This is a genomic window from Arsenicicoccus sp. oral taxon 190 (assembly GCF_001189535.1).
GTDB lineage: Bacteria > Actinomycetota > Actinomycetes > Actinomycetales > Dermatophilaceae > Arsenicicoccus.
This window is the reverse complement of sequence record NZ_CP012070.1, coordinates 2,208,023-2,221,795: the sequence shown is the minus strand read 5'-3', so window position 1 is coordinate 2,221,795 and position 13,773 is coordinate 2,208,023. Positions and strand designations below refer to the sequence as shown.

Here is a 13,773-nt window from a genome sequence, read left to right as displayed (position 1 = left end):
CCTCAGGCCTCCTGGTGAGGGTTGCGGTCGGGGTCGGGGTCGGGGTCGGGGCCGCGGTGGCGCGTGGGGGCGGCTGCAGCGGCGCCGTGGCGGTGGCGCAGCGCCTGGTAGGAGTCCGCGATGGCCTCGCTGGCCTGGTCGAAGCAGCGCTGGGCGACCAGGGTGAAGAGGACGTCCACCACGAAGAGCTGGCCCGTGCGTGAGCTCATCGCCGCAGGACGCACCGGCTGCTCCCGGCCGGGCGCGCTCATCAGGACGTGGTGGGCGGCCGACACGGCGCTGCGGGGGTGGCACGTCAGGGCGACGGTGAGGGCACCGCGCTCCCGGGCGATGCGCAACGGCTCGAGGACGTCGACGGTGGAGCCCGAGGCCGAGACCACCACGAGGACGTCGCCCGGACCCAGCAGCACGGCGGCGGTCACTGCCTGGTGCACCTCGGCGGCGCCGCGGGCGGGCAGACCGATGCGCTCGAGCTTGGCCGACAGGTCCAGCGCGACGAGTCCCGAGGCACCGATGCCGACGATCACAGCGCGCCGGGCGGCCACGAGGGCGTCGGCGACGGTGGCGACCGCGTCGGGGTCGAGACAGGCCGCGGTGTCGGTGATCACGGCGCGTTCTTCCTCGGCGAGCGCCGCGAGCACCCGACCCGGCGGGTCGTCGCGGGTGATGTCGGCGGTGAGGTGCCCGTCCCTCCCGGCGGACGCCATGGACCCGACGGCCTCCGCAAGGCCGAGCCGCAGCTCGCGGTAGCCGTCCACGCCGATGGCATCGGCCAGACGGAGCACGGTGGCGTCGCTGGTGCCGGTCGCCCGGGCCAGCTCGCGCAGCGTCATACGAGAGACCGCGGCCGGGTCCTCGAGGATCGCCGCCCCGACCCGGGCGGGGCCCGCGGGCAGGGAGGGCAGGACACCGCGGAGGCGGGCGAGGAGGCCGGACCCGCTGCCGGACCCGCTGCCGTTGCCACTGTCAGAGTTTTGCTCCGCCGTTGGAGTCATGCGTTGGAGCATTGCACCATCGGGGCGCGGGGTCAATAATCGGGGCGCGGGGTCAATCAGGGGCAGCGGAGCATCGACCCTTGGAGCCGTCCGCGGAGCGGGCTCAGAAGGGGACGCCGGCCTCGAGGATCACGTTGGCATAGGGCGTCTGCTCGCCGGTGCGGATCGCGAAGGAGCACTGCGGGATTCGCGCCTTGAGCTCCTCGTGGGAGGCGCTGACGCGCTCGCCCAAGGCCGCCGCGCGATCGTCCAGCCACTCCCCGGCCGGCGAGCCCCACGCCTCCGTCGCCACCACGTGGCGCTGCACCACCACCTCGTGGAGGACGGCGTCCAGCACGGTCCGGAAGTCGAGCTGGCCACCCATGAGCGCCAGGTCGACGACGGGCAGCGAGCGGGGCAGCGGGAGTCCGCAGTCCCCTACCACGAAGGTGTCCGTGTGCCCCAGCAGGGAGAGCTGACGAGAGAGCTCGGCGTGGAGGATGCCTCCCTTCCTCATCGCGCCCTCCGGTCGGGATAGGAGTCCTGGGCGCCTTCGTGCTGGACGGCCTCGGACGCAAAGAGATTCGCCATCTGGGCCGCTTCTCGCAGCCCGATGCGGGACGCGAGTGCAGCGGCCAACGCCCCGACGAAGGCGTCACCGGCCCCCGTGGTGTCCACGACCGCCACCCTGCGGCCAGGCATGGTCGTGACGCCCTCGCTGTCGGCGACCACGGCGCCGGCGCCGCCCAGGGTCATCACGACGGACCGTATGCCGGTGTCCCGAAGCCCCTGCACGAGGCCCGTGGCACCGCCGGCGGACCGGCCGGAGGTCCCCAGGATCTCGAGCGCGCCCGCGCCCTCGTGCTCGTTGACCACGAGGGGATCGGCGAGTCGCAGCACCTCGGGGGCGAGGTCCACGACGGGTGCGAGGTTGACGATGACACGGGCGCCCGCGTCGGTCGCAGCGCGCGCGGCGGCGCCGACGACCTCGACGGGCACCTCCCCCTGCAGGATCAGCAGGTCGGCTGCCGACAACGTCGACAGGTGCGCCAGCTCGGGGTCGGAGACCTGCCCGTTGGCTCCCGGGATGACGATGATCGAGTTCTCTCCGTCGTCGGACACGGTGATGACCGCCAGCCCCGACGGGCCGGCCACACGGCGCACGCCCGAGACGTCGACGCCCGCGCGCTCGAGCCCCGACAGCGCGACCGCGGCATAGGGATCGGACCCAACGGCACCCACCATCGAGACGTCGGCCCCGCACAGGGCCGCCGCCACCGCCTGGTTGGCGCCCTTGCCGCCGGCGCGGGTCTCGCCCCCTGCCCCGATCACCGTCTCACCAGGCCGGGGGTGCCGTTCGACGCGGGCGAAGACGTCCGCGTTGAGCGACCCCAGGACCACGACCCGGCCGGGCGCGACGGGGGCGTCGGGCTCGGCCGGGTCGGAGGCGGCGGGCTCGTCGATCACTTGAGGTACTCGGCCACGTTGGCCGAGGTCACGCTCTTGACCGGGACCGGCACGGCCTTCTCGACGGACTCCTTGTTGGCTGCCTTGAGCGCCATCTGCACGGCCGTCTTGCCGAGCTCCTTGGGCTGCTGGGCGATGGAGCCGACCATCTTGCCCTCCTTGATCGCCTTGAGACCGTCGGCGGTGCCGTCGAAGCCGAACACCTTCACCTGCTGGCCGGCCTTGGCGCCCAGCGCCTGCACGGCCCCGAGGGCCATCTCGTCGTTCTCGGCGAAGATCGCCACGACGCCGGGGTGGCTCTGCAGCAGGTTGGTGGTGACGTTCAGCCCCTTCGTCCGGTCGAAGTCGGCGGGCTGCTTGCCGACCACCTTGATGTCCGGGAAGGCCTTGATGCCCTCCTCGAATCCCTGACCTCGGTCGCGGCTCGCCGACGTGCCCGGCACGCCCTGGAGGACGAGGATCTCGCCCTTGCCGCTGATCGACGCAGCCAGCGCCTTGGCCGCCTGCTTGCCGCCGTCGACGTTGTCGGACGAGACCGAACTGGCGACCTCGGCGCCGTTGACCGCACGGTCCACCGCGATGACCGGCACCTTCGCGTTGAGCACCGGCTTCACCGCGGCGGCTGCGGCGTCGGAGTCCACCGGGTTGATCAGGACCGCTGCCGGCGACTTGGTGGCGGCGTCGGCCAGCTGGTTGGCCTGCGTGGCGGCGTCGTTCTGCGCGTCGACCACGTCGAGGCTGACCCCCGCCGCCTTGGCTGCTTCCTGGGCCCCGTCGCGCACGTCGATGAAGAAGGGGTTGTTCAGCGTGGACAGGGCGAGCGTCATGGACTTGCCTGCCCCGCCGCCCGAGCCCCCCGCGCTCGAGGAGTCGCTCGAGCTCCCCCGGTTGCAGGCGGCGGTGAGGGTGAGCGCCGCGGCGACGGCGACGGCTCCAGTGATCTTGATGAGGGACATGGGTCAGACTCCTTGACTCTTCGTTGAGGTGGATCGATACGTATGCCGACAGCCGGCGCTCGACGGGGTCACCGCTTCTGGCGCAGGACGTCGATGCCGACGGCCAGGGCGATCACGAGGCCGATGACGACCTGCTGCCAGAAGGCCGTGACGTTGAGCAGGTTGAGGCCGTTGCGGATGACGGCGAGGACGAGGGCGCCGACGAGGGTGCCCGACGCCTTGCCGACGCCACCGGACAGGCTGGCGCCCCCGATGACCACCGCGGCGATCGCGTCGAGCTCGTATCCGCTGGCGGCTTGGGGCTGGGCGGAGGCGAGTCGCCCGGCGAGGACCAGGCCCGCGATCCCTGCGAAGAGGCCGGACAGGGCGTACACCGCTGCGGTGGTGCGCTTCACCGGCAGCCCGGCGAGCCGGGCAGCCTCTTCGTTGCCGCCGATGGCGTAGAGGGAGCGGCCGAAGACCGTCCGGTTGAGCACGAACGCCGTCACGAGCGCCGCCACGACGAGCACGAGGATCGGGACGGGCACGGGTCCGAGGTCGCTGCCGAGCCACGAGACGGCGGCGGGCATCTCGATCGGCCGTCCGCCGGACACCACGAGGGCCAGACCGCGAGCGACGGAGAGCATCGCGAGGGTGGCGATGAAGGCCGGCAGCTTGCCGTAGGCCACGGCCGCCCCGGAGACCAGGCCCGCCGCGAGACCGACGAGCGGTCCGACGATCAGGGCGAGCCAGCCCGGCATCCCGCCGCTGGTGACGGCCCAGCCGGCACAGATCGACGACAGGGCGGCCACCGAGCCGACGGACAGGTCGATCCCGGCGGTCACGATCACGAAGGTCATGCCGAAGGCGAGGATGGCGGTGACCGCTGCCTGCACGCCGACGTTCAAGAGATTCTGGGTGGTGAGGAAGGTCGGCGTCGCGATGAACATCACGAGGCAGACCAGGGCAAGGCCGACCAGCGCGCCGTTGTCGGCGAGGAAGTCGGTGGCACGGGCGCGACCGCGGCGTGCCGACGGGGCGGGCGCGTTGGTGGCCGCTGCTGGCGTGTTAGTGGGCACGGGTGGACTCGACCTCCTTGACGGCCAGGGACATGACCGCGTCTTGGGTTGCTTCGGCGGCGGGCAGCTCGCCCGTGAGGCGGCCGCGCGCCATGACGAGGACGCGGTCGCTCATCGAGATGACCTCGGGGAGCTCGCTGCTCGCGAGGACGACGGCGCCGCCGTTGCTGGTGATGGTGTTGATGAGCTCGTAGATCTCGACCTTGGCGCCCACGTCGACGCCGCGGGTCGGCTCGTCGAGCAGCAGGACCCGGGACCCGGCCATGAACCACCGCCCGAAGACCACCTTCTGCTGGTTGCCGCCGGACAGGCCCTTGACGGCCTGGTCCATGGAGGCGCGGCGCAGCCGGAGCGTGTCGGCGACCTCGGTGCCTCGACGGCGTTGCCCGCCCCGGTCCTCCAGGCCGCCCTTCGACGAGGAGCGCAGCGTCGCGTATCCGAGGTTGTCGACGATGGACGCCCCGAGGACGAGGCCGGAGGACTTGCGGTCCTCGGGCACCAGACCCACGCCGGCCCGGACCGCGGCGGCCACGTCGTGCTGCGGCAGGGGGCGGCCGCCCACGGTCACCGTGCCGCCGTCATACCGGTCAGCACCAGCGATCGCCCGGAGCACCTCCGTGCGCCCGGCACCCACCAGACCGGCCAGACCCACCACCTCACCGGCGCGGACCTGGAAGCTGATGTCCTCGAAGAGCCCTGGGCTGGTGAGGTTCTCGACCGACAGGAGAGTCTCCCCGAGCTCGCTGACGCGACGCGGATAGAGATCGTCGATGCTGCGACCGACCATCAGCCGGACCAGCTCGGGCTCGCCGGTGCCACCCGCGACGGTGTCGACATAGGCGCCGTCGCGCAGGACGGTGATGCGGTCGCCGATCTCCTCGATCTCGTCGAGGTGGTGGCTGATGAAGACCATGGCGACTCCGGCCTCGCGCAGCTCGCGCACGATGTCGAAGAGGACGTCGGTCTCGGTGCGGGTGAGCGCCGCGGTCGGCTCGTCCAGGATCAGGATGCGGGCGTCCTGCGAGAGCGCCCTGGCGATCTCGACGAGCTGCTGGCGGGCGATGCCGAGGGTCCCGACAGGCCGGTCGACGTCGACGTCGAGGCCGACGCGGGCCACGGCCTCGCGCGCGATCCGGCGCATGGCGGCGCGGTCGACGAGGCCGTGCTTGCGGGGCGTGCGCCCGAGGGTGAGGTTCTCGGCCACCGACAGGGTCGGGACGAGGTTGAGCTCCTGGTGGATCGTGGCGATCCCCAGCCGCTCCGCCGCCCTGGTGTCTGGGATGCGGACCTCGTTGCCGTCGACCAGGATCCGTCCGCCGTCCGGCTCGTGCACGCCGGCGATCATCTTGATGAGCGTGGACTTGCCGGCGCCGTTCTCGCCGAGGAGGACGTGCACCTCACCGGCGCGCACCTCCAGGTCCACGTCCCGCAGCGCGGGCACGCCCGCGAAGGACTTGCTCACACCCTCCAGCTGGAGCACCACGTCACCCATGCGCCCCCTCCTTGTCTTCAGGTCGTATGCCGCTCGGCTGCCGCTCGCCGCAGGACGCCCGCGCGATGAGCCGCATCGGGACGACTGCGGACGGCGCCGGCTGGTGATCTATCTGGTGCACCAGGCTGGTGACCGCGGCCTCCCCGAGTCCGGCGATGTCCTGGGCGACGACGGTGAGGGCCGGGTCGACCAGCTCGAACCACTCGATGTCGTCCACGCAGGCGAGGGCCATGTCGACCCCTACCTGGATGCCGTGGCGACGGAGCACCATGAAGGCGCCCATGGCCATGAGATTGTCGGCCGCGACGATCGCGTCGAGGGCGGCGCGACGGAGCAGTCGCTCGGTCGCGAGGACCCCGCTGTCGAGCTGGAAATCCCCCTCCACGATCTGGTCGTGCTCCAGCTCGATCCCGTGCTCGGCGAGCCGGTCCACGATGGCCAGGAGCCGCTCGCGGCCGGTGCTCGTCGACTGGGGACCGGCGACGACACCGATCCTGCGACGCCCCAGCCCCACGAGGTGGTCGACCAGGGCGCTCATGCCCGCGCGGTTGTCGCTGGTCACGGTCGGCGTCCCAGGCACCCCCGGGTCGCGGTCCATGAACACCGTCGGCATGCTCGCCGCGGTCCGTCGCAGGACCTCGCTCGCCTCGCCTTGAGGGACCGCGATGATGCCGTCGACCTGGTGGCGGACGAGGACATCGAGGTAGCGATCCTGCTGCTCGGTCTGCTCGTCGGCGTTGCCGATCATGACCGTCAGCCCGTGCTCGGCCGCAACCTTGTCCACGTGGTAGGCCAGCTCGGTGAAGAAGGGGTTGCGCACGTCCGGGAGCAGCAGGCCGATGGTGTGGGTGCGCTGCGTCCGCAGTCCTCGGGCGAGGACGTTGACCTGGTAGCCGAGGTCGGCGGCCGCCTTCGCCACGCGCTCCTTGGCCGCGTGGCTGACCGAGCCGCCACCGGCGAGAGCGCGCGAGGCCGTGGCCGGGGACACCCCCGCTGCCTGCGCCACGTCCCGCAGCGTCGCCATGCCGGCACCTCCTCGAGCCAGACGTTTGGAATCGATTCCATGAAATCGATTCCACATTTTTAGTCCCCTCACAAAGTCGTGTCAAGACGTGAGGGTTCGGCCGGGCGCCGTCGTCGACCTTCGGAGTGCGTTGCGTCGCCAAGGTCGGTCGCGCCGCCCTCGACCACTCGACGACTGACACTCCCGCAGCTGCCCCTCACGCCGGGGAGCGCTTACACGCCGCGGCGGAGTGTCGGACGACGCCGTCTCGCGAGTCCGCTGCCACAGCGCCCAGATCGACCCTAGGATCGTCCCTCGCTCGAGCTTCCGGTCGACCCCCAGCAGCCCGGCGCACTCACAGTGAGCCAACGCCATTGACGTTGCTGCTCGGCCGCGGCGAACGCCGCCTCCAGCAGCTGGCGGCCGACGGTGCTGCGCCATACGCACGTGCCCTCGGTCCCGCCGAGAGGGCGCGGGCACCAGTGAAGCCCAGACCAGACGTCGCGAACGTCCTTGCGGTGCAGGTTGACCCGCGGGGTCAGCGTGCGCTGAGCGCCCAGGTCAGGGCGCGAGGAGGCGGTCCAGGACCGCGTTGCCGGCCGCCTGGCGGATGACCTCGGGGTCGCCGACCACGACCAGCTCGTCGGTGGCTCGGGACATCCCGACGTAGAGCTTCTCCCGGGCACGGTCGCGTGGCTCGGACTCGTTGACGCAGAGCACCACCACGCGTCGCTCGAGCCCCTTGCAGCCCAGCACGTGGCCGTAGAACACGTCGTCGTCCTCCCAGAACGACCGCCAGTAGGCGCGCGGATCCGCCTCGTCGAACCGCTCCACCTGCACGGGGTGGCGCGAGCCCGTGGTGATGAGCGCGACGTCCTGCTGACGCCACCCCCGGTCCAGGAGCTCCTCGACGACGTCGTCGGCGCGACCGACCGCCTCCTCGGCGGAGCACGGCACGAGACGGGCGGCAGGCCCGTCCCCACCCATCGGGCGCATCCGCATGGGCGTCAGCGGCGCGAAGACGTCGGCGATCTGGCGGGTGTTGCGCAGGTTGTGGTCCAGGACCAGGGGCACGAGAGGCACCGGCGGCCGGCCGAATCGCGCGAAGACGCGCTGGTTCTCGTCGGTGTAGACGTACAGCCCGCCGGTCTCCTCGTCCCTCAGCGCGTTCATGAGTGGCCGCCACCACCCGTCGGCGAAGTCCTGCGCCTCGTCGACGATGACGGCGTCGAACCTCTCGTGGTCGGGCAGGGCGGCGGCCAGCTCCGTCATACGGTCGGGCAGGCGACGCTCCCAGAAGTCACCGTCCTGCCGGGTGCCGCCCTCGGCGCCCCAGGACCGACCCAGCTCCTCGAAGGTCCCCACGAAGGCGGGAGCCCGCTTGCGGCTCAAGCCTTTCAGCTCTCGACGGAAGTACTCCGCCAGACCGATCGAGTAGCACAGCAGGGCCACCCGCTGTGGGGCCCGCTCCTCGCGGCCGCGCGTCAGATCCTTGGCCTGGGCGAGCGCCAGGACGGTCTTGCCGCTCCCCGCGCCTCCGCGCACCTCGACCCGGTTGAGCAGCCGCGTCACCCCCAGCAGCGTCGCCTGCTCCACGGTGAGTCGGTCTGCGCGAGAGGCGCGCTCGTCCGCGTCGGCGGTGACATCCTCGACGGGGAGCCTTCTGCCGCGCAGGATCTCGACGATCAGGTCGATGTCGGCGGAGGTCGGGGCACGGCGCCCGGAGTCACGAGCAGGTATGGCGCGCAACCGATCTGCCAGGCCGCCCAGATCCTGACGGCCGTGGATGAGCCACCGCGGGCAGTCCGGCGTCGCGAAGTCGTCGTCGATCGACGTGTAGGGCATGACCACGGCATGGCTCCACCGGATCCGGGTGCGCAACGAGTCGCGCCACCGTGGGTCCTGCTCGACATAACGCCTGATTGCGTATCGGGTCTGACGCGCCTGATCGACGGGGTAGATCCGTCGACGGCCGTGACCCGAGGTCGTCCACCACCGGCCCTCGTCGTCCAGCGAGCAGCTGCCTCCCTTGACCTCGACCACGACGACCCCCTCCCCGGGCAGCAGCAGGATGAGATCGGCCTCGTGGTCCTTGTCCTCGTCGGTGAGCCGCAACCCCGACAGGACCACCGCGTCGTCGGGCAGGGTGCGGACCAGCCGCTCCCACACCTCCCGCTCGCTGTTGGTGTCGTGCTGCGGATCCACCGGAATCGTCCGAGCCGTCATCGCTGCCCCCTCGCAACCCTCGTTGCGTGCAGGGTAGGCAGGGGCGGGGGTCACCCGTGCGGAAACGGCCGGATCGGCCCACCTGTCCTCAGCCCGTCGCGTTCACGGCGTACGACGATCCGTCAGCACTCGATGCGCTCCACCCTGCCAACGAGCAGCAGGTAGGACAGCGCCCCCAGAGCGGACAGCACGGCGACATAGACCAGTGCGGGCGTGAAGTCGGTCTCGGTGACCAGCGCACCGATGATCAGAGGCGTGGCGATGGAGGACAGGTTGCCGATGAAGTTGAAGACACCACCGGTCAGCCCGAGCAGCCGGGCCGGCGCCAGGGCGGAGACCAGCGACCAGGTGATGGAGGCGAGCCCGTTGCCGAAGAACGCGATCGCGAGGAAGACGATCACCAGCGTCGTGCTGTCGGTGTAGTTGGCTCCGATCATGGCGATCGAGATCAGCAGGCCCGTGATGATCGGCACCTTGCGGGCGGTGCCGAGGGAGGCACCACGACGGATCATCCAGTCGGACAGCACTCCGGAGAACAGCACGCCGACGAAGGCGGCCAGGAAGGGCAGCGACGCGAGGAAGCCGGACTTGATGAAGTCCATGCCGCGGTACTTCACCAGGTAGGTGGGGAACCAGGTGAGGAAGAACCACAGCGTGGACGTGAGGCAGAACTGGCCGAGGTAGACGCCCCACAGCTTGCGCTTGGTGAGCACCACCCCGAGGTCGCTCCACCGGAAGGGCTCCTTAGCCTTGCCCTCTTGGTCGACCTCGATCAGCCCGCCGCCCGCCGCGATGTGGTCGAGCTCGGCCTGGTTGGTGCCGCGGAAGTCGCGCGGCCCGCGGTAGACGACGAACCACACGACGCCCCAGACGATCCCGACCAGGCCGGTGACGACGAAGATCATGTGCCAGCCGAAGGTCGTCTGCAGCCAGAGCAGCACGGGCGTCAGCATGGCGAGCCCGACGAACTGGCCGGAGGTGTAGAAGCCGATGGCGCCGGCGCGCTCCCGCTCAGGGAACCACGCCGTGACGACCTTGTTGTTGATCGGGTAGGCCGGTGCCTCGAAGGCCCCCACGGCGAGCCGCAGGACGATCAGCCCCACGAAGCTCCCGACCACGCCCATCAGGCAGGTGGCCAGCGACCACAGGATGAGGGCGGCGGGATACAGGATCCGCGGCGGGACGCGGTCGACCAGCCACCCGCCGGGGATCTGCGCGGCGGCATAGGTCCAGCCGAAGGCCGAAAGGATCAGGCCCTGCTGGAAGGTCGTCAGGTGCAGGTCCTTCGCGATCCCCGGCGCGGCGACGGACAGGTTGCTGCGGTCGAGGTAGTTGATCACCACGGTGACGAACAGCATCACCATGATCAGGTAGCGCTTCCTCGTGGGGCGCTGGGTCATGGGGTCGGCAGCGGTGCGGGCGGCGGTGCTCATGCGGCTTCTCTCTGGAGGGCGCGCGTCTTCGTGCGCACGACGGCAAGGTCGTATGACGCAGCGGCCGACCGGATGCGGCCGCGGCGTCGTGAAGGGTGCTGGTCTAGCGGGCGGTTGACGTCATACGGCTCACCACTCGGCGAAGCTGCTGTCGCGGTGGCGCCAGACCGGGTTGCGCCAGCGGTGGCCCACGGCGGCGCGCTCCTGGACGAACTCCTCGTTGACCTCGATGCCGAGGCCGGGTCCCGTGGGGATACGGACCATGCCGTCCTCGTAGGCGAAGACGCTCGGGTCGACCAGGTAGTCGAGGAGGTCGTTGGTGGTGTTGTAGTGGATGCCGAGGCTCTGCTCCTGGATGAACGCGTTGTAGCAGCCCGCGTCGATCTGCAGGCAGGCGGCGAGGGCGATCGGCCCGAGGGGGCAGTGCAGCGCGAGGGCGATGTCGTAGGCCTCGGCCATCATGGCGATCTTGCGGGTCTCGGTGATGCCGCCGGCGTGGCAGGGGTCGGGCTGGATGATGTCGACGGCCCCGCTGGCGAGGACGTCCTTGAAGTCCCAGCGGGAGAACAACCGCTCGCCCAGTGCGATCGGCGTCGAGACGCCGTGCAGCACGTCGATCATCGCGTCGAGGTTCTCCGAGAGGACGGGCTACTCGATGAACAGCAGGTGGTAGGGCTCGAGCTCCTTCATCAGGACCTTGGCCATGGGCTTGTGGACGCGGCCGTGGAAGTCGACGCCGATGCCGATCAGCGGCCCGACGGCCTCACGGACCGCGGTGACGTTGTCCAGGCACAGCTGCACCTTGTCCCACGAGTCGATGAACTGGATCTCCTCGGTGCCGTTCATCTTCACGGCCGAGAAGCCTCGCTCCACCGCGGCCTTGGCGGCAGCGGCGGTCTCGGCGGGGCGGTCCCCACCGATCCACGAGTAGACCTTGATCTTGTCGCGGACCTGACCACCGAGCAGCTCCGAGACGGGCACGCCGAGGGCCTTGCCCTTGATGTCCCACAGGGCCTGGTCGAGGCCGGCGATCGCGCTCATGTGAATCCCCCCGCCGCGATAGAACGCGCTGCGGTACATCAGGGTCCACAGGTCCTCGATGTGGCGCGGGTCCTGCCCGATCAGCAGGTCCGCAAGCTCGTCGACGGTGGCGGCCACGCTGGCTGCCCGCCCCTCGAGGACCGGCTCTCCCCAGCCGACGACGCCCTCGTCCGTCTCGACCTTGACGAAGCACCAGCGGGGTGGCACCTGGTAGGTCGTGACCTTCGTGATCTTCATGACTGCTCCTTGCTGGTGAGCGCGGCGAGTGCCGCGACGAAATCTGTTGCGCGGTCGGCCACCTCGCTCGGCGTCAGGCCCGCGCGATAAAGCGCCGACCCGATCCCGAACCCGGTGACCCCGATCGGCCACGATTCCTCCATCGACGCCGGGGTGATGCCGCCGACCGGCACCACCGCTGTCCCCTTGGGCAGCACCGACATCCACGCCTTGACGCCTGCGATGCCGACCTGCTCGGCGGGAAAGACCTTGAGCACGTGGGCTCCTGCGGCCAGGGCAGCGAACGCCTCGGTGGGGGTGGCGACTCCGGGGCAGCTGACCAAGCCGGCATCGACCGTGGCGCGGATGATGCTCTGGTCCATCGCGGGCGAGACCACGAGCTGGCCCCCCGCCTCGTGGACGCGCCGGACGTCGTCGACCGTCAGCACCGTGCCCGCCCCCACGAGCGCGTCGCCCGGCAGCGCGTCGCGGATCGCGGTGATCGAGTCGGTGGGGTCCGGGGAGTTGAGGGGGACCTCGATCACGCGGATCCCCTTGTCGTAGAGCGCGGTCGCGACGTCCACTGCCTCGGCGGGGCGGACGCCTCGCAGGATCGCGATGAGACCGTGTCCGGCTCGGGTGGTATCGATGGTCATGCGAGTCCTCCTGCAGGAGTGCGGTTCACCAGCTCAGCGGCCGTGGCGATGCGCCACAGGCCGCGCTGGGCGGACGCGGCACCGAGCGCGGCCGGCGGCCAGCCCAGCTCGGCAGCCGCGAGCTGATAACGGCGGCACAGCTCGTCGGAGCCGGCCAGCGTCCAGACCTCCGGTGCGCCGCAGACCCGCTCGCGGTCCAGGAGCTCGTGCCCGATCAGCAGCCCGGAGAGGTGATCCGCCTGCTGGCCGGGCGCCAGGCGCTCGAGGAGCCCGAGGCTGCGGGTGGAGAAGACGGTCGAGGTGGCCCCCACCCCGGAGTCCCGGGCCAGGTGCACGGCGGCCCGGAAGACCTCGTCGTACGGACGATCGGCGTCCTCCATGGTGCTGGCGAGGATGCTGCCGGAGCGCAGGAGATCGTAGATCTCCCCGGTCATCGTGGTGGCGATGCTGACCACGGCCGGGCCCTCGAGAGACACCCACTTGGTGTGCGTCCCGGGCAGCACGACCAGTCGGCGGGAGGAGTCAGCGCCCGCCCAGACGTGCTCGGCCAGGACGCCCACCAGCTGGGTCTCCTCACCGCGCATGACCGACGGGAGGGGTCCGGCGTCGACCATCCCGGGCACGATGAGCACTCGGGCGCGGGCATGAGGCGCCCGGGCGAGGCGGTCCGGGATCAGACGCAGGTCGGCCGGGGCCGGGACGTAGGGCGTCTCCAGCCAGCCCTGCCGGCTGCCCACCATGCCCGCAGCGAGGATGGGGATGTCCATCGCGTCCGTCAACCACCGGCCCACGAGGCGGTCGAGAGCCTTGGCGAACTCCTCACGCCCGTGCCGCTGCAGGGCGTTGATGCCCTCGCAGGAGGCGGCCTGGTCAAGGACGGCGCCGTCGCTGGCGAAGAGGTAGGCCCGGAAGGCGGTCGTGCCCCAGTCCAGGCCGATCAGTGCTGCAGTGCTCATCAGGTCCCTTCCTCCAGCCCGCGACCGTCGCTGGCCTGACCCGAGCCTGATGCGGCCGTCCCACACTCTCAAGGCGCATCCCTTTATGTGGGATATTTGGCCCGTGACCACGGGACCAGCGAGCCAACCCCTCTCCTCCCCCGAGGCGCGCGCCCTCGCCGCGGACCCTCAGGGGGCACAGACCCTCATGCGTGGACTCGTCCTGGTGCGAGCGGTCGCGGTGGGCGCGCGGACCCTGCAACGCGCGAGCGACGCCACCGGCATCACCCGGTCGACCTGCCACCGGCTGCTCTAA

The 13,773-nt window shown here is 71.0% G+C and carries 12 protein-coding genes and 1 pseudogene; 1 reads left to right on the top strand and 12 read right to left on the bottom strand.

What is annotated here, in order from left to right:
• Window positions 1-2: 2 nt before the first annotated feature.
• The 12 genes and pseudogenes from ADJ73_RS10330 to ADJ73_RS10275 all read right to left on the bottom strand — a co-directional run bounded on the left by ADJ73_RS10330 (window position 3) and on the right by ADJ73_RS10275 (window position 13,478).
• On the bottom strand, window positions 3-995 hold the full coding sequence (locus ADJ73_RS10330) for a MurR/RpiR family transcriptional regulator (protein ID WP_082176909.1): 993 nt from the start codon (window positions 993-995) through the stop codon (window positions 3-5).
• Window positions 996-1,098: 103 nt separating this feature from the next.
• Window positions 1,099-1,491, bottom strand: coding sequence for a D-ribose pyranase (gene rbsD / locus ADJ73_RS10325; RefSeq protein WP_050348197.1), 393 nt, complete (start codon window positions 1,489-1,491; stop codon window positions 1,099-1,101).
• On the bottom strand, window positions 1,488-2,441 hold the full coding sequence (locus tag ADJ73_RS10320) for a ribokinase (RefSeq protein ID WP_253272543.1): 954 nt from the start codon (window positions 2,439-2,441) through the stop codon (window positions 1,488-1,490). The genes rbsD and ADJ73_RS10320 overlap by 4 nt, the downstream gene beginning before the upstream one ends.
• Entirely contained in the window at window positions 2,438-3,397 is a 960-nt protein-coding gene (locus ADJ73_RS10315; protein WP_050348196.1) for a substrate-binding domain-containing protein, read from the bottom strand. The genes ADJ73_RS10320 and ADJ73_RS10315 overlap by 4 nt, the downstream gene beginning before the upstream one ends.
• A 68-nt stretch (window positions 3,398-3,465) precedes the next feature.
• A complete protein-coding gene (locus ADJ73_RS10310) occupies window positions 3,466-4,455 on the bottom strand; it encodes an ABC transporter permease (RefSeq protein WP_050348195.1) in 990 nt (329 codons plus the stop codon).
• Window positions 4,445-5,947, bottom strand: a complete 1,503-nt coding sequence (locus ADJ73_RS10305; protein ID WP_050348194.1) for a sugar ABC transporter ATP-binding protein — start codon at window positions 5,945-5,947, stop codon at window positions 4,445-4,447. Before ADJ73_RS10305 ends, ADJ73_RS10310 begins: the two co-directional genes overlap by 11 nt.
• Window positions 5,940-6,971, bottom strand: coding sequence for a LacI family DNA-binding transcriptional regulator (locus ADJ73_RS10300; protein ID WP_050348193.1), 1,032 nt, complete (start codon window positions 6,969-6,971; stop codon window positions 5,940-5,942). The genes ADJ73_RS10305 and ADJ73_RS10300 overlap by 8 nt, the downstream gene beginning before the upstream one ends.
• Before the next feature lie 540 nt (window positions 6,972-7,511).
• The gene (locus ADJ73_RS10295; protein WP_253272542.1) at window positions 7,512-9,155 is read right to left on the bottom strand and encodes an NERD domain-containing protein; all 1,644 of its coding nucleotides are present in this window, start codon (window positions 9,153-9,155) and stop codon (window positions 7,512-7,514) included.
• 143 nt (window positions 9,156-9,298) lie between these two features.
• Window positions 9,299-10,609: an MFS transporter gene (locus ADJ73_RS10290; RefSeq protein ID WP_050348191.1), complete on the bottom strand. Its 1,311-nt coding sequence runs from the start codon at window positions 10,607-10,609 to the stop codon at window positions 9,299-9,301.
• A 129-nt stretch (window positions 10,610-10,738) separates the two neighbouring features.
• A pseudogene (dgoD, locus tag ADJ73_RS10285) lies at window positions 10,739-11,887 on the bottom strand (galactonate dehydratase).
• Window positions 11,884-12,522 (bottom strand): 2-dehydro-3-deoxy-6-phosphogalactonate aldolase, encoded by a 639-nt coding sequence (locus ADJ73_RS10280; protein ID WP_050348190.1) that lies wholly within the window; start codon window positions 12,520-12,522, stop codon window positions 11,884-11,886. Before ADJ73_RS10280 ends, dgoD begins: the two are co-directional and overlap by 4 nt.
• Window positions 12,519-13,478: a 2-dehydro-3-deoxygalactonokinase gene (locus ADJ73_RS10275; RefSeq protein WP_050348189.1), complete on the bottom strand. Its 960-nt coding sequence runs from the start codon at window positions 13,476-13,478 to the stop codon at window positions 12,519-12,521. Before ADJ73_RS10275 ends, ADJ73_RS10280 begins: the two co-directional genes overlap by 4 nt.
• A 103-nt stretch (window positions 13,479-13,581) precedes the next feature.
• Here ADJ73_RS10275 and ADJ73_RS17565 point away from each other — a divergent pair, with 103 nt between their 5' ends.
• Window positions 13,582-13,773: a helix-turn-helix domain-containing protein gene (locus ADJ73_RS17565; RefSeq protein WP_253272541.1), complete on the top strand. Its 192-nt coding sequence runs from the start codon at window positions 13,582-13,584 to the stop codon at window positions 13,771-13,773.

What these genes read in the sequence shown, in the direction of transcription:
- ADJ73_RS10315 (WP_050348196.1), bottom strand. Translation starts at nt 3,397, where the DNA reads ATGTCCCTCATCAAGATCACTGGAGCCGTCGCCGTCGCCGCGGCGCTC.
- ADJ73_RS10300 (WP_050348193.1), bottom strand. Translation starts at nt 6,971, where the DNA reads ATGGCGACGCTGCGGGACGTGGCGCAGGCAGCGGGGGTGTCCCCGGCC.
- ADJ73_RS10330 (WP_082176909.1), bottom strand. Translation starts at nt 995, where the DNA reads ATGACTCCAACGGCGGAGCAAAACTCTGACAGTGGCAACGGCAGCGGG.
- ADJ73_RS10280 (WP_050348190.1), bottom strand. Translation starts at nt 12,522, where the DNA reads ATGACCATCGATACCACCCGAGCCGGACACGGTCTCATCGCGATCCTG.
- rbsD (WP_050348197.1), bottom strand. Translation starts at nt 1,491, where the DNA reads ATGAGGAAGGGAGGCATCCTCCACGCCGAGCTCTCTCGTCAGCTCTCC.
- ADJ73_RS10305 (WP_050348194.1), bottom strand. Translation starts at nt 5,947, where the DNA reads ATGGGTGACGTGGTGCTCCAGCTGGAGGGTGTGAGCAAGTCCTTCGCG.
- ADJ73_RS10275 (WP_050348189.1), bottom strand. Translation starts at nt 13,478, where the DNA reads ATGAGCACTGCAGCACTGATCGGCCTGGACTGGGGCACGACCGCCTTC.
- ADJ73_RS10290 (WP_050348191.1), bottom strand. Translation starts at nt 10,609, where the DNA reads ATGAGCACCGCCGCCCGCACCGCTGCCGACCCCATGACCCAGCGCCCC.